14 protein-coding genes are annotated in these 23,197 nt (G+C 46.0%); 5 read left to right on the forward strand and 9 right to left on the reverse strand.

The window, feature by feature from the left end:
• Window positions 1–78: 78 nt before the first annotated feature.
• The 3 genes from DR864_RS05665 (at window position 79) to DR864_RS05675 (ending at window position 2,210) form a co-directional block, all read left to right on the forward strand.
• A complete protein-coding gene (locus tag DR864_RS05665; protein WP_114066042.1) occupies window positions 79–852 on the forward strand; it encodes an SDR family NAD(P)-dependent oxidoreductase in 774 nt (257 codons plus the stop codon).
• A gap of 60 nt (window positions 853–912) precedes the next feature.
• Window positions 913–1,653, forward strand: a complete 741-nt coding sequence (locus DR864_RS05670; RefSeq protein ID WP_162793568.1) for an SH3 domain-containing protein — start codon at window positions 913–915, stop codon at window positions 1,651–1,653.
• Window positions 1,654–1,733: 80 nt separating this feature from the next.
• Window positions 1,734–2,210 carry a CHRD domain-containing protein gene (locus DR864_RS05675; protein WP_114066044.1) on the forward strand — a complete coding sequence of 159 codons (477 nt, stop codon included), beginning with the start codon at window positions 1,734–1,736 and terminating at the stop codon, window positions 2,208–2,210.
• 132 nt (window positions 2,211–2,342) lie between these two features.
• On the opposite strand, the gene DR864_RS05680 is transcribed toward DR864_RS05675, so the two are convergent.
• The 4 genes from DR864_RS05680 to ppk1 form a co-directional block, all read right to left on the reverse strand.
• Complete coding sequence (locus DR864_RS05680) at window positions 2,343–4,616, reverse strand: aconitate hydratase (RefSeq protein WP_114066045.1); 2,274 nt, start codon at window positions 4,614–4,616, stop codon at window positions 2,343–2,345.
• Between the two features lie 202 nt (window positions 4,617–4,818).
• Window positions 4,819–5,301 (reverse strand): hypothetical protein, encoded by a 483-nt coding sequence (locus DR864_RS05685; protein ID WP_114066046.1) that lies wholly within the window; start codon window positions 5,299–5,301, stop codon window positions 4,819–4,821.
• Window positions 5,302–5,396: 95 nt separating this feature from the next.
• A complete protein-coding gene (locus DR864_RS05690) occupies window positions 5,397–6,653 on the reverse strand; it encodes an alkaline phosphatase family protein (protein ID WP_114066047.1) in 1,257 nt (418 codons plus the stop codon).
• Window positions 6,650–8,962: a polyphosphate kinase 1 gene (gene ppk1, locus DR864_RS05695; RefSeq protein WP_114066048.1), complete on the reverse strand. Its 2,313-nt coding sequence runs from the start codon at window positions 8,960–8,962 to the stop codon at window positions 6,650–6,652. The genes DR864_RS05690 and ppk1 overlap by 4 nt, the downstream gene beginning before the upstream one ends.
• A 43-nt stretch (window positions 8,963–9,005) precedes the next feature.
• Between ppk1 and DR864_RS29770 the strand changes: the two genes are divergently transcribed.
• A complete protein-coding gene (locus DR864_RS29770) occupies window positions 9,006–9,191 on the forward strand; it encodes a hypothetical protein (protein WP_162793569.1) in 186 nt (61 codons plus the stop codon).
• A gap of 9 nt (window positions 9,192–9,200) precedes the next feature.
• Here the strand turns inward: DR864_RS29770 and gyrB are convergent, their stop codons facing one another.
• The 3 genes from gyrB to DR864_RS05710 form a co-directional block, all read right to left on the reverse strand.
• Window positions 9,201–11,171, reverse strand: coding sequence for a DNA topoisomerase (ATP-hydrolyzing) subunit B (gene gyrB / locus DR864_RS05700; protein WP_114066049.1), 1,971 nt, complete (start codon window positions 11,169–11,171; stop codon window positions 9,201–9,203).
• 103 nt (window positions 11,172–11,274) lie between these two features.
• Window positions 11,275–14,580, reverse strand: a complete 3,306-nt coding sequence (locus tag DR864_RS05705) for a VCBS repeat-containing protein (RefSeq protein WP_229599527.1) — start codon at window positions 14,578–14,580, stop codon at window positions 11,275–11,277.
• A gap of 104 nt (window positions 14,581–14,684) precedes the next feature.
• Window positions 14,685–17,660, reverse strand: a complete 2,976-nt coding sequence (locus DR864_RS05710; protein WP_162793570.1) for a DUF5107 domain-containing protein — start codon at window positions 17,658–17,660, stop codon at window positions 14,685–14,687.
• Between the two features lie 94 nt (window positions 17,661–17,754).
• Here DR864_RS05710 and DR864_RS05715 point away from each other — a divergent pair, with 94 nt between their 5' ends.
• On the forward strand, window positions 17,755–18,363 hold the full coding sequence (locus tag DR864_RS05715) for a Uma2 family endonuclease (RefSeq protein ID WP_114066052.1): 609 nt from the start codon (window positions 17,755–17,757) through the stop codon (window positions 18,361–18,363).
• Between the two features lie 54 nt (window positions 18,364–18,417).
• Here DR864_RS05715 and DR864_RS05720 read toward each other — a convergent pair whose 3' ends face one another.
• Together DR864_RS05720 and DR864_RS05725 are read right to left on the reverse strand one after the other, a co-directional pair.
• A complete protein-coding gene (locus DR864_RS05720; protein WP_114070167.1) occupies window positions 18,418–19,971 on the reverse strand; it encodes a SusD/RagB family nutrient-binding outer membrane lipoprotein in 1,554 nt (517 codons plus the stop codon).
• A 58-nt stretch (window positions 19,972–20,029) separates the two neighbouring features.
• Window positions 20,030–23,110, reverse strand: coding sequence for a SusC/RagA family TonB-linked outer membrane protein (locus tag DR864_RS05725; RefSeq protein ID WP_114066053.1), 3,081 nt, complete (start codon window positions 23,108–23,110; stop codon window positions 20,030–20,032).
• Window positions 23,111–23,197 lie beyond the last annotated feature (87 nt).

Below are 23,197 nucleotides of genomic sequence, written 5' to 3' on the forward strand. Positions count from 1 at the left end.
AAAAAACGCTCAATATTATAAAATCGCGGTAATTTTACGCCCTTTAGCGCTTTTGTAAGCAAAAAGATTTTACACCTCATGTTTTCACTTACCGATAAAGTAGCCCTCATTACGGGTGGTGCCAGTGGCATTGGACTGGCAATCAGCCAACTTTTCGCCCAACAAGGCGCCCACGTCCACATTCTTGAACTGAACGAAACGCTCGCGCAAAGTGTGGCCACAGAACTCCAAAATGAAGGGTTTAAAGCCCAAGCCCACGGGCTGGATGTTTCCAAACAGGCCGATGTTATTGCGACAATTGACGCCATTTCCCAACAACATCCCATTGACATTTTAGTCAATAACGCAGGAATCGCCCACATCGGAAAAGCGCATACCACCACCGAAAGTGACTTTGACCGTATCATGAACGTCAATGTAAAGGGAATGTACAATTGCCTTTTTGCTACTATCCCCCATTTCTTGTCCAAAGGGAGTGGTGTTATTTTGAATACCGCTTCAGTAGCAGCATCCGTTGGGATTCCCGATCGTTTTGCGTACTCGACTGGTAAGGGTGCCGTCATTGCCATGACACTCTCGGTGGCTAAAGATTATTTACATAACAATATCCGTTGTAATTGCCTCTCGCCCGCCCGCGTACATACGCCTTTTGTGGATGGCTTTATTGCCAAAAACTACCCAGGGCAAGAAGAAGAAATGTTTGAGAAACTTTCTAAAACACAACCCATCGGGCGAATGGCAAAACCCAAAGAAGTGGCCGCGTTGGCACTTTACCTGTGTTCTGACGAAGCGGGTTTCATTACGGGCTGTGATTACTTAATCGACGGTGGATTTGTAAAATTGAATAATTAAAAAGAAGGAACGGAAAGAGTGGCGTGGAAAATGAGGAATACACCAACCAATAAAAAACAATTGAAGAGCAAAAAATGGTTAGCGATTTGTTGGAAATGGATGTTTTTACTCATCATCACGCTATCGGCACAGGCGCAGGACGTAAACCTACCGCAGGCTGATTCGTTGTTTCTAAGTGGTCGGCAGGCTGAGGCAAAGGTGCTATACGAAAAACACCTTTCACAGGTCATCAACACGACCACTATTCCCATTCCGATTTATTATAAATTGGCTTTCATCAGCGAAAAGCAAAACGACTATGCGCGGGCGCTTTATTATCTAAGCATGATTTATAATAAACAACCCCGTCAAAATATATTGAATAAAATCAATGAAATTGCGGCCAACCACAACCTAGCGGGTTATGAAGTGGATGATTTCAGTTTTGTTTTTCTGTTCTTTCGCAAGTATTCCCTTTACTTCAATTTATTTTTGTTGATTGTAGCCATTTATGCATTTTGGGCGTTAAACCAAAAGAGAGTCAGGGGAGAATCTATCAGAAGCCGTCATAAATTTGTGGTGATTGCCTATCTGATTGCCCTGCTTTTACTGCTCAATCTCCCTGATTCTTACCAAATTGCCATCATTAACAAAGGTCAAACCTACTTGCGAGCTGCCCCCTCCTCGGCGGCTCCAGTCACATTGTCGATTGCCCGGGGAAATAAAGTAACGGTCATAGGCGAAACCGACGAATGGCTCCGAATTTGGTGGGACCAACAGCCGCTTTACGTTCGTAAATTAGACGTTTGGAGGGTACGTTGAAGGATTTTTATGCACAAATTTTTGTATATTCTGAGATAAACCTATATTATTGCAACTAAACAAACAAATCAGCAAATTCCATGAAGAGATTGACGCAAGCTTTACCCGTTTTTTTCGCCCTGTTCACGGTAGGCGTTATGGTTGGCTGTAAAGACGAAGGTCCACACACAAATCCTGAAGTTAAATTTGAAGCGACGCTGACCGGTGCTAATGAGGTTCCTCCTGTTACAACCAGTGCTACAGGAAGGATGGAAGGGATTTACAACAAAGAAACCAAAACCCTTACTTATACCATTACGTATTCTGGCCTTACACCGACTGCTGGCCACTTCCATAGCGGAAACAGTTGGGAAACTGGCGGAGTTATCCATACGTTTAGTGGAGTAGCAACATCACCTATTTCTGGTAGATGGGAGGGATTAAACCAGCAACAAGAAAATCTGCTTTTCTCAGGACTGTTTTACGCAAATCTTCACACGGCTGTTAATAGAGGTGGAGAAATTCGCGGTCAGGTAAATATGTCTGACTTTGTGGCCTGGAAGGCAGCCCGCCAATAACATTTCTAAAAATACTTTTCACAAAAAAGCTGCCTATCGGCAGCTTTTTTTATTTTGTAACTTCATCAACAGGTAAAAAAATAAGCGGGGCACTTGCCCCGCTTATCCTATTACTTATTTCCGAGTAACAGATTAATTACCAGCAACTTGTGCACGAATGATATTCAAAGCGGCACCTGCCTTAAACCACTCGATTTGTTGGTCGTTGTAAGTATGATTGACTACTACTTCGTCTTTGGTACCATCGGCGTGGTTGAATACCAACGTCAACGATTTTCCAGGAGCAAATTCTGTCAATCCTAAAATATCAACGCTGTCGTCTTCCTGAATTTTATCGTAATCAGCCTTATCCGCAAATGTTAATGCCAACATTCCTTGTTTTTTCAGGTTGGTTTCGTGAATACGGGCAAACGATTTTACCAGTACCGCACGTACTCCCAAGTGACGAGGCTCCATGGCCGCGTGCTCACGTGAGGAACCTTCGCCGTAGTTTTCATCACCCACAACAATCGAACCGATACCCGCGGCTTTGTAAGCGCGTTGGGTAGCCGGTACTGGGCCATACTCGCCCGTCAATTGGTTTTTAACGTTATCCGTTTTCTCATTAAAGAAGTTTACGGCACCAATCAAAAGGTTATTTGAAATATTGTCTAAGTGACCACGGTACTTCAACCACGGACCAGCCATCGAAATGTGGTCGGTAGTACACTTTCCTTTGGCTTTAATCAACACTTTCAAGCCTTTGAGGTCGGTACCTTCCCAAGCCGCGAACGGGTCGAGCAATTGCAGACGATTCGACGTCGGCGAAACTGCTACTGAAATACCGCTACCGTCTTCGGCGGGGGCTTGATAGCCCGCATCTTCTACATCAAAACCACGTGGTGGCAATTCATCTCCGCTTGGATCATCAAGTCTTACCTCTTCTCCCAATTCATTGATGAGGGTGTCAGTCAGGGGGTTAAACGTCAAATCACCAGCAATGGCCAAGGCCGTCACCAATTCAGGCGAGCCTACGAATGCCAGCGTATTGGGGTTTCCGTCGGCCCGTTTGGCAAAGTTACGGTTGAACGAGTGAACAATGGTGTTGCGCTCTTGCTTTTCAGCACCCACCCGCGCCCACATCCCGATGCAGGGACCGCAAGCATTGGCAAATACTTTACCACCAATTTCGTCAAAAGTGGCCAAGAAGCCATCTCTTTCTACCGTGTAGCGCACCTGCTCAGAGCCAGGTGTAATGGTAAATTCAGCTTTGGTTTTAAGGTGTTTGGCCGCCACCTGACGCGCCAACGAAGCAGAACGAGCAATGTCTTCATAAGAAGAGTTGGTGCATGAACCAATCAAGCCTACTTCAATTTTGGTCGGCCAACCGTTGGCCAAAGCCGCTTCTTTCATTTTTGAAATCGGCGTTGCCAAGTCAGGCGTAAAGGGGCCGTTCAAATGTGGCTCCAGTTCGCTGAGGTTGATTTCAATAACTTGGTCAAAATATTTTTCGGGTTCAGCGTAAACTCCAGCATCTGCGGTAAGGTGTTCTTTCACCGTATTGGCAATATCAGCTACGGCATCACGGCCCGTTGAACGCAAGTAGCGCTCCATCGACTCGTCGTACGCAAAGGTGGAAGTCGTGGCTCCGATTTCGGCACCCATGTTACAGATCGTTCCTTTACCAGTACATGACATCGAAGTAGCTCCTTCGCCAAAATATTCCACGATAGCACCCGTTCCGCCTTTTACGGTCAGAATACCCGCTACTTTCAGGATTACGTCTTTTGGCGACGTCCAGCCACTCAATTTACCCGTTAGTTTTACCCCGATTAATTTAGGGAATTTAAGCTCCCACGGCAATCCAGCCATCACGTCGCAAGCATCTGCGCCACCCACTCCGATGGCAATCATCCCTAATCCACCCGCATTTACGGTGTGTGAGTCGGTTCCAATCATCATACCGCCCGGAAAAGCGTAGTTTTCAAGCACCACTTGGTGAATGATACCCGCTCCGGGTTTCCAGAAGCCAATGCCGTATTTATTGGAAACAGAAGAAAGGAAATCATATACTTCCTGATTTTCAACCACTGCTTTACTCAAATCTTCTGAGGAGCCTACCTGGGCCGTAATTAAGTGGTCACAGTGTACGGTTGAAGGAACCGCTACTTTAGGACGACCTGCCTGCATGAATTGCAACAACGCCATTTGAGCCGTTGCATCCTGCATAGCTACGCGGTCGGGACCAAAATCAACGTATGATTTTCCACGCTCATAAACGGTGGTTGCGTCTCCTTGTGTAAGGTGAGCATACAGAATTTTTTCTGTATACGTAAGCGGACGGCCTACCACTTTACGAGCAGCCTCTACTCGTTCGCCGAGCTTAGCATAGAGGCTTTGCATCATATCTAAATCAAATAATGCCATAGTATATGAAATTGATGAGTTAATTTACAGGCATAAAACTACAAACTGTAAAGCAAAATACCCTAAAAATCTTGCTAAATAGTTGTAGAAAACCTTCTACAACCTAAGGAAGCACCTTATATTCGGGTTTTACTTGTTTTGCAATCGTTGTTCTAACCTGCTGTTTATTATCACCAACATCAATGCACATACAATCGTTTTTTTATTGGCAAATTCTCACAAACTTTCGCTCATTGGTTTCACCTTCTTTGCCCACGATAATCCCCAGTATCAATTCTTTAGTGGTTAATTTTACCACCCGCGTTTTCTTTTGCCAAGCCGCCCCGCCAAGAATTTGCTCCCCCAACGAAATCTCTTTTCCATCAAACTTAAAATCTGTCATTAATCGGGCGGGTAATGCTGGCGCTACGCCGTTGGTTCCCGAGAGATTATTTGTCACTTTTAGCTGACCATCGCCCGTAAATTCCAATAAATACGAATTGTCGGGGGCTTTTTTCCAAGAAGAATCGGCAATAACGGGACAACAGCCCCCAAAATAACGGAACTCCGTCATCGTCCATTTCCCAGTTAAAATTGGCTGATCGGAAATGCATCCCGCCGCCTCTGGAGCCAGTAGAGCATCTGAAGTGGACTGACAACGAATGCCAATCAAAGCCACCAGTCCGAACAAAATTATTTTTTTCATTGTGTCAACGCATTCTGCTTATAATAGTACAGGCAGCAAAAAAAGGCTGCCAAAACCATGACGCTGACATCAAGCCAAAGGTTGGAATGGTATATTTATTCTACCAACCACTTATTTTGTACATTGTATTTTGCTTCCAATACAATCTTATAAAACTTTGAAGGAATTTTTGTTACATCTATCACGGCTTTTTCGTTGACGACGGGCACTTCGTCCATGAGCAAATAGCGGTCTTTTTTACCCTGTTCAAATTCATTGGTGGTGGTTAACCATATTTTTACGGTTCCTTCCTTTTCTACCGCTTTCCACGCCAATTCCAACTGATTTCCTTCTCTCTTCAAGGTTGAATTTACGAGCGACAGTTTGCCCGTTAGCGGGGTTCCATCCACTTCAAAAGCCTGTATTTTAGGAATCGAAACGCCCAAATACCGAGCTATGGATGGCATAATATCCACCACGGCAGGCAGCGTTTCGGCTCCCGTTTTTCCCTGAAAATACACATTAAGGTCTTTGGCATTGGTCACAATCCAAGTGCTCCGCTCCCGGTCCGACTGTCCTCCGTGGTTCTTGCCGCTTGCGGCGTCGCGTCCGTGGTCGGTGGTGATAAACAGTTGCCATTCTTCCCCAAAATTCTGCTCCCTGTACTGTATTGCCTTCCACAATCGCCCCATTTGGTTGTCCATCAGACGAACGGCGTTGGTAAAACGGTCGCTATCACCGAATTTATGCCCCATGTCGTCGGTATATTCCAAGTAAACCCACGAAAGATCAGGAGCTTCGTTTTGAAGGTAACGGGCCGCTTCGTCAACTACTTTTTCGTCAATTTGATGGATGTATTCGGCTTCTTTATCGTGCGGGAAATGAAGCGTATCCAATTCAAATCCGTCAAAGAAATAATCTAGTTGCAGTTGGTTGGTTTGGGGCAACCCTTCACCAATCAGTTTTGTGCGATTATCGAGCCAAGTTGAAAAAACGGCCGTTTTTTTGTGAGGATACTGCGCTTCAAAAAACCGAAAAATCGTCCAATAATGATAATTAGGGTCTTTGATGTTATTGTCCCACACGTTGTGTTTGTTTACCCACGTTCCCGTCAATAAGCTATTGTACCCTACCGCTGAGATGGTGGGAGTTTGAGAATAGGTATTTTTTTTGCCGCCCACGTACGCTCGCGTATAGCCTCCCGTTTGGGCAATGGCCGTCAGATTTGGCAACTTTAACTTTTCAATCACATCCGCCGCAATTCCATCGACGATAACAAAGAGTGCTTTTTTCTTCTCCGTTTGGGCTTGAATTGGCTGCAAAAAACAACTCCCAAATAAGGCGAAAAATAACGAGACTAACACGACTCTCATACTTCTGATTCAGAAAGGGTTATGGTTGGTTCGACCGTCGAACTTTCGGTTGATTCAGTTTTGGCTTCGGCAAAAAGCTTAGCTTTCATTACTTCTTCCAACGTTACATGAAAGAATTCTTTGTGAATATCAAACGATTCGTCTTCTCCCTTTTCCGCGCATTTTACGTAATGCCCATCTTCCAACAGCTCGTACGAATTTACATTGTCACGAAGATTGTAGTCCAAAATATTGATGGCCTGCTGCTTCACGCGGGGATTAACAAAAGCAAACATGGATTCAATCCGACGGTCAAAAGAACGCACCATTGCGTCGGCACTGCCTCCGTATATCTTGGGGTTTCCGTTATTGTGGAAATAAAAAATCCGGGTGTGTTCCAGAAAATCACCTACAATAGAACGCACCGTAATGTTTTCACTCAACCCCTGCCGCCCTGGACGAAGGCAGCAAATGCCCCGTACGATAAGCCGAATTGGCACCCCCGCCTGTGAAGCCTTGTAGAGTTCTTCGATGGTTGTTTTATCTTCCAACGAATTGATTTTAATGCAAATACCACTCACCAAACCATTGGCGGCATTGGTAGCTTCTTGCTGAATCAACTTGATGATTTGCTTGCGCATGTCGCGCGGAGCCGTAAGTAAATATTGGTAATCATTGGGCAAAGAATGCCCCGTGATGACGTTAAAAAACTCGGTAATATCGCGGTTGTAGACTTCATCGCAGGTCAGAAGCCCAATATCCGTGTATAGTTTGGCCGTTTCTTCGTTGTAATTTCCACTAGCCAAGTGTGAATAACTGATGACTCCCTGCTCTTCGGCCCGCACAATTTGGAGCAGTTTGGTGTGGGTTTTGAAACGGCTAATTCCGTAAATAACAAAGCACCCCGCTTTTTGCAGGCGTTGGGCCTCTCGTATGTTGTTTTCTTCGTCAAAGCGGGCTTTCACCTCAAAAAGCACAGAGACGTGCTTACCATTTTCGGCCGCTTTCAGCAATGCTTCCGTGATGCGTGATTTTTTGGCCAAACGATAAATGGTCAATTTAATGGCCAACACTTTGGGGTCATCTGCGGCTTCTTCCAAAAGCTCCAACACGGGCTCAAAGTTATTGTAAGGGTGATGCAGAAGTATATCTCCTTCTTTGATGGTTTCAAAAATATCCTCCATCTCTTCGCGGGTTACTCCCAAAGGCGGTACGGGTGCGGGAGGGGTAGGAACCAACTCAGCAAACTCTGGGTGTTTGATTATTTGCCACAAACAAGTAAAGTCCAAAAGGTGTCGACAGGTAAAGACGTTATAATCATCTATTTCCCAACGTTTTTTCAATAAATTGAGCAGCCATTCGGAGAGATTTGGCTCCACTTCCATACGTACCACTCGCCCCAATCGACGCGTTTTGAGTTTTTGCTTTACTTCATCCAAAAAGTCGGTTTCAACATCGTCGTTATCATCAATGGAAAAATCACCATTTCGCACGATTCTGAACAAGTGCATGTCCAAAATCTCGACATTTCGGTACAGTTTCCGCAACTCATGCCGCATGATTTCTTCAATGGGAATAAAGACCGTTTCCCCATTTTTTCGTTCAATCGTGTACAAACGTTTTAAATTGGCGGGAATCTGAACAAACGAAATTTTACGATTTTCTTCGTCTTCCTTCACCGATTCGGTGGCCCGAGTTACGACGGCAAAAATCAGGGTTTTGGCCAGCAGAATAGGGAAAGTATGCGTATAGTCAAACAACATGGGCGTAAGCATGGGATAAATCGTACGGTCAAAGTACTTCCCAACTTCCTCCTGCTCAGTTGCTTCCAAATCATCCCAGCGGCCTATTTTTAATTTTTGTTCATCAAAAAGGGGCAATAAATCATTTTCAAAAACCTCGTCCTGTTCTTGCGTAAACTTATGAATGGCGGAAAACAGTGCCTTCCGAAACGGAATCTCCCGTAATCCTGAATAATCCACTCGTTCTTTTCCATAGTCAAGATAATTGTACAAACTCCCCACCCTAATGGTAAAAAACTCATCCAGGTTTGAATCTGAAATCGCCAGAAATTTCATCCGTTCAAATACCGTCCGACGGGCACTGCGCGCCTGGTCCAAAACACGGTAATTGAATTGTAGCCAGCTAAGGTCGCGGCTGATAAAATTGCTTTGCTCAATGGTCTGACTAAGTCGTTCGGCCGAGCGGGCAAAACGGTCTCCATCGTAAGGAGCTTCTCCTTCTTTCACTTCTTTACGGTCGCGAATAAAAGAGAATAAAGAAGAAAAACCACTTTTGCGATTATCGTTAGAATGTTGAGAACTAGGCATAAGAAATTCGGAATTTAAAACAATCAATTAACTGAGATAACCAATGGAATCTCTATTTATTCAAATGCGTAAAGGTGGTGATTATTGTTCAGAAAGAGCGTTTTCTGCAAAACCGCTCTCTTTTCATTCATCCCATTGGTCACGTAAAGAAATAAGGTCAAAGGTACTTTATAAAACAATTGAGCCACTCGTCCCGGGGGCAGAGTGGCTCAATTTAATGGTTTGTTAACACTAACAATTAGACGTCCACTCTCGCATATTTAGCATTACGTTCAATAAACTCACGACGGGGGGCTACTTCGTCGCCCATCAACATCGAGAACAGGTGGTCTGCTTCGGCCGCAGAATCAATGCTCACCTGCTTCAAACTGCGGCGCGTAGGGTCCATGGTCGTTTCCCAGAGCTGCTCAGGGTTCATTTCTCCCAAACCTTTATAGCGCTGAATGTAAACACTATCTTCTTTCCCACCTGCAATTTCCATCACGGCTTGTTCGCGTTGGGTTTCAGTCCAGCAGTAGCGCTCTTCTTTGCCCTTCTTCACCAAATACAAAGGCGGCTGTGCAATGTACACGTAACCGCTATCAATGAGATCTTTCATGTACCGGAAGAAGAACGTCAAAATCAAGGTACGAATGTGGCTTCCATCTACGTCAGCATCGGTCATGATGATAACTTTGTGGTAGCGGAGCTTGTCCATATTGAGGGCCCGTTCGTCGCCATCTTTTCCAAACACAACTCCCAAAGCGGTAATCATGTTTTTGATTTCGTCGTTTTCGTATATCTTGTATTCCTGCGCTTTTTCTACGTTCAGGATTTTACCACGAAGCGGTAAGATGGCCTGAAAAGCACGGTTACGGCCTTGTTTGGCCGAGCCTCCCGCCGAGTCCCCTTCTACGAGGTACAATTCGCAACCCGCAGGGTCTGTTTCGGAGCAGTCAGCCAACTTGCCGGGTAAGCCTGTACCTCCCAATACCGTTTTGCGTTGCACCATTTCACGGGCTTTGCGGGCGGCAATACGAGCTTTGGCGGCGAGGATTACTTTATCAACGATGGTACGCGCCTCTTTGGGGTTTTCCTGCAAGAAGTTGTCGAGCATTTCGCTCACCACTTGGCTTACGGCCCCCGCCACGTCGGAGTTACCCAACTTGGTTTTGGTTTGCCCTTCAAACTGCGGCTCTTGCACTTTTACCGAAATAACCGCCGTCAGACCTTCGCGGAAGTCATCGCCGCTGATTTCAATTTTTTCTTTGGCCAGTATTCCCGACTTTTCGGCGTAGTTTTTCAGCGTCCTTGTCAGCGCCATCCGGAAGCCCGATACGTGGGTACCGCCTTCGATGGTGTTGATGTTGTTGACGTAAGAAACCACGTTTTCGGAATACGACGTGTTATAAATCATCGCCACCTCTACTGGTACTACCCCTTTTTCATTCTCCATGTAAATGGGGGTTGGGATGAGGTGGTCGCGGGTACTGTCTAGGTAAGTTACGAACTCAACCAAACCACCCTGTGAATGAAACTCTTCGTAGCGAGGCTGACCATTTTCGTCGAGGTCTCTCAAGTCGGTGAGCGTCAGTGTGATTCCTTTGTTGAGGAATGAAAGCTCGCGAATGCGATTGGCAACAGTTTCATATTTGTATTCAGATGCCGTAAAAATGCTGTCATCGGGAAGAAAGTGAACAAAGGTCCCAGTATCATCGGCCGAGCCAATAGCACGAACAGGATATAGTGGTTTTCCGATGCTATACTCTTGCTCAAATATTTTTCCTTCACGATGTACTTCAACACGCAGGTATTTTGAAAGGGCATTAACGCAAGATACCCCTACTCCGTGCAATCCACCAGAAACTTTGTAGGTATCCTTGTCAAATTTCCCCCCCGCGTGAAGTACAGTCATAACCACTTCAAGGGCCGACTTTTTCTCTTTGGTATGCATTCCCGTCGGGATTCCCCGCCCGTTGTCTTTCACCGTTACGGAATTGTCGGTATTAATTACGACCTCAATCCGATCACAATACCCCGCCAGCGCTTCGTCAATGGAGTTGTCAACAACCTCCCAAATAAGGTGGTGAAGGCCTTTTACGCCGATGTCACCAATGTACATTGCGGGACGCTTCCGCACCGCCTCCAGACCCTCAAGAACTTGAATGTTTTCGGCTGAATAATTACTTTTGTCTACTTGTTCCGGAATTTCAATCGTTTCGTTTGCCATATTTTGGAATTAGTAACGAATAGGGTGCTCCCACTGTAAATATTTCAATTTTTTAACGCGTAAAGATACAAGAATCTGGGCAAAAATCCTAAATTTTACTGGTTTAAGGCAACCTATACGTTTGAACTGACCGGTGGTTAATTCCAAATAATAAATAGGGACCCACGGCACGTATAGAGCGTACCTCTCCTTCAATGTTTAAACCTGATTTTTCCTGATTTGCATAACGAAAATCGTGGTTACCTGCGTTTAGAAATACCTGTCCTTTATTGGCGTCAATTTTTCCCAAACGAACGCGGGTTCGATCCAAATTTCCACCCAAAATTACGTCTGGCTTTCCGTCTTTGTCGATGTCTACCACCTCAATACCGTACACAGGAGCGTATTGTGCTTCAATTGGCAAAGGTTTGAACACGAATTGGCCCCGCTCATTCCACAGGATTCCCGTACGTAATTCCTGCGCGTCTGATTGGCGTGCAGACTTCAGCAAATCATCGCCCAACATTTCAGACAGGGTGGCAGTGGCGTAAGTCACATAACTAGAATATTTCTTTTTGAGGGCGGGGATTTGGTCCAACAATTCATCACGACCCGCATAAGGGTATTCTTTTCCGTTCTCGTTTACCGCTACCAACGGCAACATTCCACCATTTCCTGAAAAATCGTTAAAGTACAATTTTAGCTGGTCGCCCGAAGTAACGTGGTATTGGGTATTAAGGCCCATGTTACCAATCACAAAATCATCATCCCCGTCGTTGTCTAAATCTGCTTTTGTGAGCGCGTAAGACAGTTGAGAAGTGAGCGATTTCGTCGCTTCTTTGTGCTCATTCCATTTTCCGTTTTGATTGAGATACACCGTGGGTTTCATCCACTCGCCCACAAGGAGTAAATCAGGCTTTTTGTCACCATTTACATCGGAAAAAACCGCTCCCGTTACTAATGATGAATGTAAAAATGTACGCACTGCCGAAAAATTCCCTTTGCCATCATTTTGTAATAAAACCGACTTCTGCGCCTCGGGATACCTTCCTGGTAGGCTATGCGCCCCGATGAACAAATCTTGATCACCATCAGCGTCAATATCTGCCGTTAGCACGACCGATGCGTTTATGCGTAGCTTGCTCAAATCATCTGACAGCGCTGCCCGCACAAATTTTCCTTTTTGATTAAAGTACAACCGAGGTTGCAAAAGTGAATCCGCAGGGTTTAAGGCATAGCCCGCACTGACTACCGCCAGATCTAAATCGGTATCGCCGTCGGCGTCAAAGAATACCGCATTCGCATCCTCAAACGCGGCATCTTTTTGAAAATCTGACTGTGAAGAGTTGACAAAACCCGTCGCCGTCTGGAGAAACACCCCTCCCGCCTGACCCCGTCCGCCACCGATATAAAAATCCTCACGACCATCGCCATTTACGTCTCCTTTGGCCATGCAAGGCCCAACTCCTGAAAGCATTTGTGGCAACAACGTCTGAATTTTAAAATCATTAACCATCGGAATCGAATGCATAAAAAGAGAGGAAGAAACTGGTATGAGCATTGGCCGCTGAGCGGTGAAAGCTGAGAGGCCCGTAGTGGTCAAAATTGCGTCGGCATAATCCGTAATGATGCGTTGGTTGATTTTAGGGGCTTTGACCGAAAGTGTTTTTCCATCAGCCCAAGTGATGGTCAGTGAATCAATCTGTGTTGTTTTTCCCAGCCCAAAATGCAGCGGTACGTACATCGCCGACTGAAACCCTCGAACGGGCTGAAACTCCTGCGTCTGCGCTAAATTTTTGGAATACACCCGTACTTTCGCGCCGATTTTCAAGGCTTCGTTGGGTGCTTTGAGTAGCACTTGAAGGTAGTTTTGTGGGCTTTTCTGCTGTCCGTTGTTTTGATAAATAAAGGCTTTTTCGCTCACATTATTTGTCACCAAATCCAAGTCTCCATCGTTGTCCAAATCAGCATAAACCGCCCCGTTGGATTGACCAGCTTGCTCAAAACCCCACTCTTTTATTTTGTTGTCAAAGCCACCCGCCCACGTTCCTTGCTCCGTAAAGCCTTTATTTTTGAAGATATAATTTGGCTCGTTGATGGGGGGCATTTTGGCAATTACGTCCATCGTTTCAGGATTTTTACCCGTTTGGCTACTTTCCGTCTGTACATCTGCCGAGTATTTCAAAAATTCCATGTTGGTATAATCCCGGGCGTATCCATTGGTAATAAAAAGGTCGTTGAATCCGTCATTGTCAAAGTCTGCAAAAAGCGCCGACCAACTCCAATCCGTATTGGAAATCCCCGCCAATTGCCCGATTTCAGAAAATCCTACTCCTGCCCCTAACTGGGGGGAGGTTGGGAGGCCAGTATTCAACTGCAACATATTTCGCATCGTCTGCTGGTGAAAGCCCGCCCGAATGAGGGATTGGTATTTATCGTAATTATCATCCCCCGCGGTGAGTTTGATGCGTTCGTTTTGGGCGGGCAGCATGTCCAGCGTCACAATGTCCATCCATCCGTCGTTGTTGACATCAGCGGCATCGGTGCCCATTGAATAGAGAGATGTGTGTCCCATTGCTTCCCGAATGGATTCTTTAAAGCCTTTTCCCTGCTGGTTGATGTATAGATAGTCGTTTTCGTTGTAGTCGTTAGATACGTATAAATCCAGCCAGCCGTCGTTGTTTAAATCCGTCACATTCAGTCCAAGACCAAAGCTTAATACGTTGTTAATCAAGCCCATTTCGCGTGACACATCCACAAACTTCCCCGCGTCATTTCTCATCAATTTGCTCCCATATCGGGTATCGGTTTGCTCTCGGTATTGGGCAATCAAATTGCTAAAACCCGCGTATTCTTGCACCGAATGGTTCAGCAAAAAGCAGTCTAAATCTCCGTCTTTATCATAATCAAAAAAAGCAGTCTGTGTAGTATACGAAGGGTCATCAAGGCCATATTCGGCCGCTTTTTCAACAAAACTCACCCCATTTTCACCTTTACCTTGGTTGATATACAATAGATTACGACGCAAATTTGGATCTTCGGCCCCAGAGCGAGAAACGTAAATATCCAGCCAACCGTCGTTGTTAATATCAACGACCGACACGCCCGTTTTCCACCCACTGTGTTTGATTCCTGCGGCTTCGGTGATGTCTTCAAAAGTGATACTTTTACCTTTTTCCGTCGTATTCAAGTACAATTTATCGGCTACCATATTTCCCGTAAAATACAGGTCAACAAGGCCATCGTTGTTAAAGTCACCCGCGGCCACTCCCCCACCATTATAGAAATAACCGTAGCCCAGCACATTGTTATCGGCGTCTTCTTCCACAAAATTATTGAAGGTCACCCCCGTATCGTCGGCGTCTAAGCGGGTAAACAGGGTATCAATATCGGGGCGGCATGATGCCACAATCGATCCCAAGGCAAGCACAAAAAAGCATTTAAAACTATACATTTACGTAAATTTCAAGTAGTTACGAAAGTTAAAAAACGAATATTGGGGATATTTTATCAGTGCTTGTAACGAATTTTAGCCTATTCAAAGAGTTTCAGTAAATCAAATTCTTTAGCTGAAAGACCTTTGCTCAATTTCAATAAATGTAAATCGATAGCGTCAGGCTCTCTATTTTTAAGTTTTTGATTCACAAATTTTTTCAGGTACAAGGTCAAGCGATTGTCAGGGTTGTAAGGTTCTCCCGAGCCCAGGTTTTCGGGCCACGTTTCGGCCTGTTCTAGATAAAGTTGTGCTTCTTTGTATTTTTTTCGGTTGGACAATTCGGCGGCGTACCGAATATTGGCTTCCCGAAACAACGCATGAGCGCCCGAAGCGCCTTCGTTGGGCAGGATATTCAAAGATTGCATCAGCTCAATGCATTCTTTATAGCGCTCTGATTTCAGGAGTAACCGCGCCCGCTGTTGCCCCAAAATATACACTTCGTGGTCGGGCAGTGGGGTTTCAGATTTGCCAAGCCTTTGAGACTTAGAAAGTCGTGATTCATTGACATCGAGGGCTTTTTTTAACTGCCCGTTTTCGGCATAAAAATCCGCGAGGGCTTTTACGGTTCGCCAACTATTTGGCGCCAATTCATAGGCTTTTTCGAGAGCGGTTTTTACTTGGGCTTTGTCTTTTTTCAATGCCTCCGCTTTGTACAAATAATAAGAAAAAAAATCAGGTTGCGGGTTATATATTTCGATTGCCCTAAAGTCACTTACATCGTGCATACCACGCACTGAAGCCGTTGCGAGATGCTGATAGTAGCGTAATTTCCCGTGTTGTTTTTTCGTCAAACCCCATTTTAAAACTTCCACCGTTTCGTTACGAAAAGGGAAAACACCTTCAGGAGAGGCCAAAAGCACGGCTTCTAGGGCTTGCGCCGATTCCGCTTTTCGGTTCAATTTATCCAACAAATACGCCTTCCATAGATTCACCATTGGATTGGAAATCGACGATTCTAGTACCTCCAGACTTTCTGGGTACAGCCCCAGTTTTTCATAACTGATAGCCATTTCCAAGTAGGTTTCAGAAGGCAATTCACTCCGTATCATTCCCATAAACTGCTGTTTATCTTCCGGTTTCTGCGTCATCCGGGCCATTTCAAACCGAACCAGATGATTCAGCGGGTCGTTTTGCAAAATCTCTTTTGCTTTTTGTAAAGCCGCTTCATTTGATTTCAACAGGCGTAACACCACAATTTCGAGGGCTTTAGCGTCCCAGTGGTCGGCTTGGCGTTCCAGCGCCTGCTGTAAAAGCGCCAACGCCTTGACATAATTTTTTTCTCTGACCGCCATTTTTGCCAAATGATACAGCGCCGCAGCGCGATAAGTCGGGTCGAGGGAAGCCGTAGCGAAACGGTCTTTGGCTGCCGTCCACATTTCTCCTATACCTTCGTAGGCCAGGCCAGCAATAAAATTGGCTTTGGCATCATAGGCATTATCACCTAGCACAAAATCAGCAACTATACCTGCACGTGTGGAGCCCCTGACATAAGCCACTTCTGCCTGTAAGACCTGTGCAGGCTTAAAAGAAGGGCTTTTTTCCAGTAATGTATTAATTATTGAATCCGCTTTTATGTAGTTGCGTTGATTCATCAAATCTTTGGCGTGGAGATACATGCCATAATCTGATTTCCAATCAATTTTTTTTGCAAATCCTAAAAACCGTTGGGTATTTGTCGACCTTCCATCGGCCAGAATCTCCGCACCGACCTGAATCCTGAGCGAGGCGAAATCGCCCGTCCACTTTACCGAATCACGCACCATTTCGAGCGGTTTTAAGGTTAGTTTTTTTGCGAACACAAGCGTATTCCTTTCCAGCACTTTCAAGGTATCCTGCACTGTAGAAACCGCGCAATAATCCAGTTTGAGCCAACCATCCTGCACGCGCATATTCATAGCACCCTGCGGTGTAGCGTGGGTCAGGCCACGGGTGTTTTTGACGGGAAACCAATATTCCGTCCAACTGTCGTGCGTGTAAGGCATGAATGAAACGTGCTTAAACGGGCTGTACATACTGCCCTCTGATGCTTGATTAAACAACCGCCCCGATTGCAATTCTACATACTGCCCATCGGTATCAGTCAAGAGTTTTTCCCAAATCATACCTTGGCGGGAAAGCCCCCAAATCCATATTTTTTTGCCCAATTTCTCGTGGTAAGGTGAATAACGAGCAAAACCCATATTGTCGTTGTGCCAAAAACCGCCGAAGAAGTCGGTGTTTTTTCCCAACACATGATAGGATTTATAAGAGCCGAAGTTGTTTTGTTCATAAAAATTCAGGTTTCTTCCCAAAGAATCCTTGGGCCACGTGCCAGCCTCACCGTTGTGTCCAATGTAATTTGTACCCGGAAAGACAAATTCAAGATTGCCAGCGGCTTTGAATCCCGCATTCATCCAGTGATAATAGCTTGTTTCTAAAGGCGTTGCGTTATACCAATGCAATTTGGTAGTAAAGTACGCTTTGTCTTTCGGCAGATTGACCTCCACCATCCAACGCGTTCGGGCTGACCAATCCCACGCCCCCAAAAAGCAACTGACGCTCCCATCGTCATTGGTGCGGGTAAAATAATCCACAGGTGCCGAGACCGTGGGCGCGTGACCAATATCGCCGAAGTTGATTTCTATCCCACCCGATGTCCACGCCCCGCGCATGGCCACGTCGCGGAATTTGACAACGTGGTTGTAATAGATAAACGGATAATCACTTGACTTTTCGTACGCACCCCAGATCTTCCCGCCGATTTCGGGTGTGATGTATACTTTGATGTAGTCATTTTCGAGTTCAATAAACTTCCACTCTTTCATCACCGGTTGAGCGGTGTAGCCGTCATACCTAAAATAAGGATACACCCGACCAGGTTGGGGAACGGGGTCAGGGTCTGAAAAAGGATAGGTGGTGAGGGTTTGGGTTGTTTCGCGGACAACCGCATTTTGGGCCGTTGAAGCTTGGATTAATACCAAAAACAGGCTGGTAAACAACCAATGTTTTGGGGATAAAAAATGAACCGGACTCATTGGTATATACGAGGTTATTGGAGAATGCAAGATAAAATTTCGGCTTGGTTTCTGCCGTTTTTTTTGAGTAAAATTGTCAAAAAAAGAAAACGCTATGGTTGTCATCGCCACTAAACGCCGCCCCAAAATCCGTAAAATTCCTGCACATCTCGTCTATGAGGAGCTCGACGGACAAGCATTGCCTTACCGAGGGTATTTAGAGGTATTATCAGGAAAAAAAACATTCGAAGAAATTATAGGTAGCAGTTCTTTACAGGCCGTACTGGTTTATTTAATGGGTTTCTATATTGGGGTTCGTATCAATCGAAAAAAATATTTAGTTGCCTCCAATGAGTCTGGGCTTCATGTAAGTTCGGGAAGTAATTTAGCCAACAGTATTGCCATTTTTGAAAAAGAGAAAATTACGTTGACCGATAAATACTTTGACGTAGCCCCAAAAATAGTAATCGAAGTAGACATCAAAGTAGCCCTCGAAGAAACTGGCCTGTCGAGCGATTTAGAGTATGTGTTGAGCAAATCGCAGAAAATGCTTGATTTTGGCGTCGAAAAAGTCATTTGGATTACCACCCAAACCAAGAAGATTTTTGTCATTACTCCCAATGCGCCTTGGTACTTTGTCAATTACGATGAAAACATTCCGTTATTGGATGACTGCGTCCTAAATCTTGCCCAATTGCTTCGGGACGAAGAAATTGAGTATTAAACCAAAAACGAGCGATTTCTCGCCCGTTTCGGTCATTTATCTTCAAACGTGTTGTTAGGGTTTATCCCACCACAAACGGGTTGTTGATTTATCCGCGCCACCCAATTTGGATACGCCAGAATCAACGCCAGCCTTGTTGGTGCTGATTTCGCCCGCTACAAACGGTGCTCTGCGCACAATACTTCCCACTGGTACATCAGGGTCGTCCGAATTTACCCGAGGATAGAGTTTAGGGAATCCTGAACGACGGTATTCGGCCCATGCCTCAAAGCCATAAGGGAACAATGCCAACCATTTTTGCGTCAATATTTGCTCACGTTGCTTGGCGGCCGTGGCTTCCCATTTTACGGGAATGTCGGTCATGCCGGGGCTTTTTACCACGTCATTTAAGGCGACGGGTGTAGAAGTGCCAGCGGTGTAAGCGGCAATCGCAGCCGCGTCGGTGATGCCCCACTGAGTCATGGAAAGCGCAATTCCTTTTTCATACAAATCTTTGGCTGTTCCACCCATGCTCCAGCCATTCAAAGCACCTTCGGCGCGGAGGAAATGAGCTTCGGAAGCAAACATAATACCCCAAGGTTGCGTAAAACGCGCGGCATCCTGAAATGCAGGCGCTACGTTTGAATTGGCTCCCGGCGCATTTTCGGGCAAGCCCAACTGCACCTGCGAATACCCATTACGCAATCCTTTATAGGTATCGCCCGACACAGGACTGAAAAACTTGCTGATGCGAGGGTCTTTGAAGCCTTTGAGCGTACTTTCCATGGCTGCACTCATCCGGAACTCATTCCATGCCGTGATACCACCAAGCGGGTTGGGTGAGTTGGCGGTTACTTTGATGAAAGCATCGTCGGCGTTTGTTTCCAATGTACCCGCCGCAACGGCAGCTTCTGCTTCCGTTTTAGCCAAAGCAGGGTCTACTTTTGACATACGAATGGCCAAACGCAAACGCATGGTGTTGGCAAACTTAATCCAACGATCCACGTTGCCGCCATACATTTGGTCATTGTTTCCCAAAATGGTTCTGCCCTTGGATTTTTGAAGCTCTGTCACCGCCGCTTTGAGCGTGGCCAGGAAGTCTTTATAGATAAACTCCTGACTGTCATACTCTACCACTTTTTCGCCGCTGCCCACTTTTGAGTACGGAATCGCGCCCCAATAATCGGTCATTGGCAAATACATCTGTACTTTCCAAATTGAAGCCATGGCAAAAATGGCCGCATCTTCGGCCTGCCCGCCGGGCTTGGTGGCATCCAACACCACCAAAAGCGGCGGAATCTGCTGTCCGTAAAAGTTATTCCAAGCACCATTCAGCCAGTTGCCCACCATCACGTTGCGGTCAGAAGGGAAATTGATGGCTACGTTGGCGTAGTATTGCGCGTGCAAATCGGCAAACAAGCTTTCCATCAACTGAAAAGGTCCACGGTCGCCAAATACGCCGCGCCACTGTGCTGCCGCAAAGGCATTTCCTACGGCCGACTTATCAATGGAAGTCAGCTTTGTTTTATCGGTATTGAGTGTTTCAAACTTATCAGTACAGGCATAAAACCCAACCGAAGCCGTCAGCAGCATACCAACCGGAATGACAAGTTTTTTGAAAATTTTCATTTTGTCTCTATTTGTAATGTTAAACAATGTTTGATCCCAAAAATTAAACGTCAATGGATTAGAAAGAGAGGTTCAAATTGACACCAAATGTACGCGTTGAAGGCATCGAGAAAGATTCCAATCCAACCGTAGTATTTTGAGCACCAGCGGTGAGTTCAGGATCAAACCCTTTGGCCTTATTCATAAAGAAAAACAGGTTACGACCCACCAACGAAAGCGAAGCCCCCTGGAAAGGTGTTTTCTGCAACAAACCCGATGGTAAGTTATAGCTCAGGGCTACTTCTCTCAAACGGATATTGGAAGCACTATACGTAAACACTTCACCAGCAGGGGTGTTACGCCCGCCTACTTTCAACCAATAACGCTCGGCAGTAGTGGCAATATTGTTGGCAGAGCCGTCTGCTTTTACGCCTGGGAAGGTGTAGCTGTCACGTCCGGCGAGGGTTTCTTCGGTCACCCCGTCGGCATAAATAACGGCATTGGTGAAAGAAGTCACCACGCCGCCCATACGAGCGCTGATGAGGAAGTTCAAGGCCAGATTTTTGTACGTGATCCGGTTGCTCAAACCACCCGTCCAATCAGGGCGTGAGTTTCCTAAATACACCGTTGTACCAGCGGTAATTTGTGGCAAACCATCGGTGCCGACAATCACCTGTCCTGACGCATTCCGAACGTAGCCACGGCTGAATACCTGACCCAGTGGCTGGCCTTCAATCGCGCGGATGTTGTTCATAAAGTCGTTGGTCAAGTTCAATTCCTTCAATTCCGGCGTTAACTCAACCAATTTATTTACGTTTTTCGCGTAGTTCAAATCAATGTCCCACCGGAAATCACCCACCTGTACGGGTGTAGCGTTGAGGGTAAGCTCCACTCCTTTGTTGTTAACCAAACCCGCGTTGATAAACTCAGAAGACCAACCCGACGCTGGAGGAATGGCCACTTGGAACAATTGGTTTTTGGAATCACTGTTGTACCAACCCAAATCAAACCCAAAGCGGTTGTTGAGGAATTTCATCTGCAAACCAAACTCAAGCGCCGTGGTCAACTCAGGCTTCAAATTAGGAAATGGTTTGATTCCGTCACGGGTGATAAATCCATTAGGCCCGCCCGGCAAAAACGAATAGGTCTGGTTCAACAGATATGGACGGGCGTCGTTACCCGTTTGGGCAAAAGAGCCCCGCACTTTTGCAAACGAAATGGCTTCTGGCATCGTAATCATATTGGACAGAATGGCCGAAAAACCTGCCCCCGGAAAAAAGTACGATTGGCTTTCTTTGGGTAAGGTCGAAGACCAGTCATTACGCGCCGTCAGAGTTACGGTGAGGGCATTTTTAAACGTTACGTCAGCCGTGGCAAATATCCCCTGCTTTTCGGTTTCGTTGATGCCGCGCGTGGTTTGGGTATTGCGGGCATTGGTGGTAATGAACAAATTTTCACGGTTCAAACCACCGTTGGATGTATTCTGGTCCAATTGATTACGGCGCTGAATACTTCCCCCCACAGTGGCATTGACGGCAATGAAATCCGAGAATTTCTTGTCGTACATCGCAAACAAATCATAGTTTTGCTCGCTCACTTCGCGCCAGCTGGTTTGGTATTCGCCGTTGTCGGCAATGGTATAGGTGTTATTATACCATTTTCCTTCAAACTTATCTACGTAGCGGTCTATCCCACCCCGCGCCATGATTTTGAGGGCCGAGGTTAACTTATAGGTCAACGAAGTAAAGCCCGTGATACGGTCGCGATTATCGGCCGCAATGACGCGGTTTTTAATCCAGTAAGGGTTTTGTCCACCGTTTGAACCTGGATTCCAGAAGTTCTGGCGAAGATTACCAGTTACGGGATCAATGTATTCAAATTGTTGGGCTTGCTCCAACGAAATGTTGCGCGGCATCCGCAGAATATGGCGCTGCAAGTTGGCAAATGCCTCTCCCGTTTGTTGACGATTATCGATTTTTTCGCTCAAGTAGGTGATTTTGGTATCCAATGAAAGCCGCTCGCCAATTTGATTGGAGATACGCAGGTTGAGGTTGTTACGCTTCAACTTGTTGTTGTCAACAATACCCGTTGCTCCTACGTTTGTGTAAGAAAAATAGGTCTGGGTCTTTTCACTTCCTCCCGAAAACGCAATGGAGTTTGAGATTTGAGAACCCATAGAATAGAAATCCTTATAACTCCCGGGCTGAGAGGTCATGTTGTAGGTTTTGGAAGCATTGGCAGGATCAGGTCCCCAAAGCGCTACCGATTGGCCAGTTATTTTTGGCCCCCAACTGAATTCGCTGGCGCGGTTGTAAACACCCGCACTTCCTTGGCCGTATTCGTCCTGAAACTTTTGCAAAACCATGGCCTGCTCTGCTTGGAAAGAGCTGTTGATGGTTACGCCAAATCCTTTGCGAACGGCTCCTTTTTTGGTGCTAATAATCAAGGCACCATTGGCAGCACGGCTACCGTAAAGGGCCGTGGCCGAAGCTCCGCTTAGTACGTTAATAGACTCAATGTCGTCAGGGTTCACGCTGGAAAGACCATCCCCTCCGTCGCGACCGCCGTTGGCGTTGCCTGGACTGAAGTTTGAGTTATCCATCGGCACCCCGTCAATCACAATCAGGGCTTGGTTGTTACCAGTGATGGAACGATCTCCGCGCAAAACAACCCGCGAAGAACCACCCACTCCCGAAGAAGAACGAACGATGTCGAGGTTGGCGACTCTACCCGCCAAAGAGTTCGCCACGTTTAATTCACGGGCTTTGGAGATATTGGCTACCTGCACCGTTTGGGTGGCATAGCTCAATACTTTCTGGTCTTTGGAGATACCCAACGCCGTCACCACCACTTCGCTGAGGGTTCGAGTATCTGTTTGCATCTGAACGGTAATTACCGTTGCCGCCCCCAGTTCCACTTCTTTGGTTAAATAACCGACCGATGAAAACACCAGTGTTCCAGAAGCAGGAACCGACAATTTAAAGGCACCCTCCCCGTCGGAATTTGTTCCGCGATTGGTGCCTTTGAGAAGAACATTCACGCCAGGCAGGGCTTGCCCGGTTTCGTCTTTGATAGTACCTGACAGGGTTCTGTCCTGCGCTATCAATTGCCCCATACCGACAAGTGCCGATAAAAGGCTCATAAATAGAGCTTTACGCATAAAATAAATTGGATTAGTTTAATTACTCAGGCGCAAATTATAGGTAATTTTTAAATTTCCATTAAGTTACATGCAGTATTTATTAAT

This window comes from Runella rosea, assembly GCF_003325355.1.
GTDB classification, from domain to species: domain Bacteria; phylum Bacteroidota; class Bacteroidia; order Cytophagales; family Spirosomataceae; genus Runella; species Runella rosea.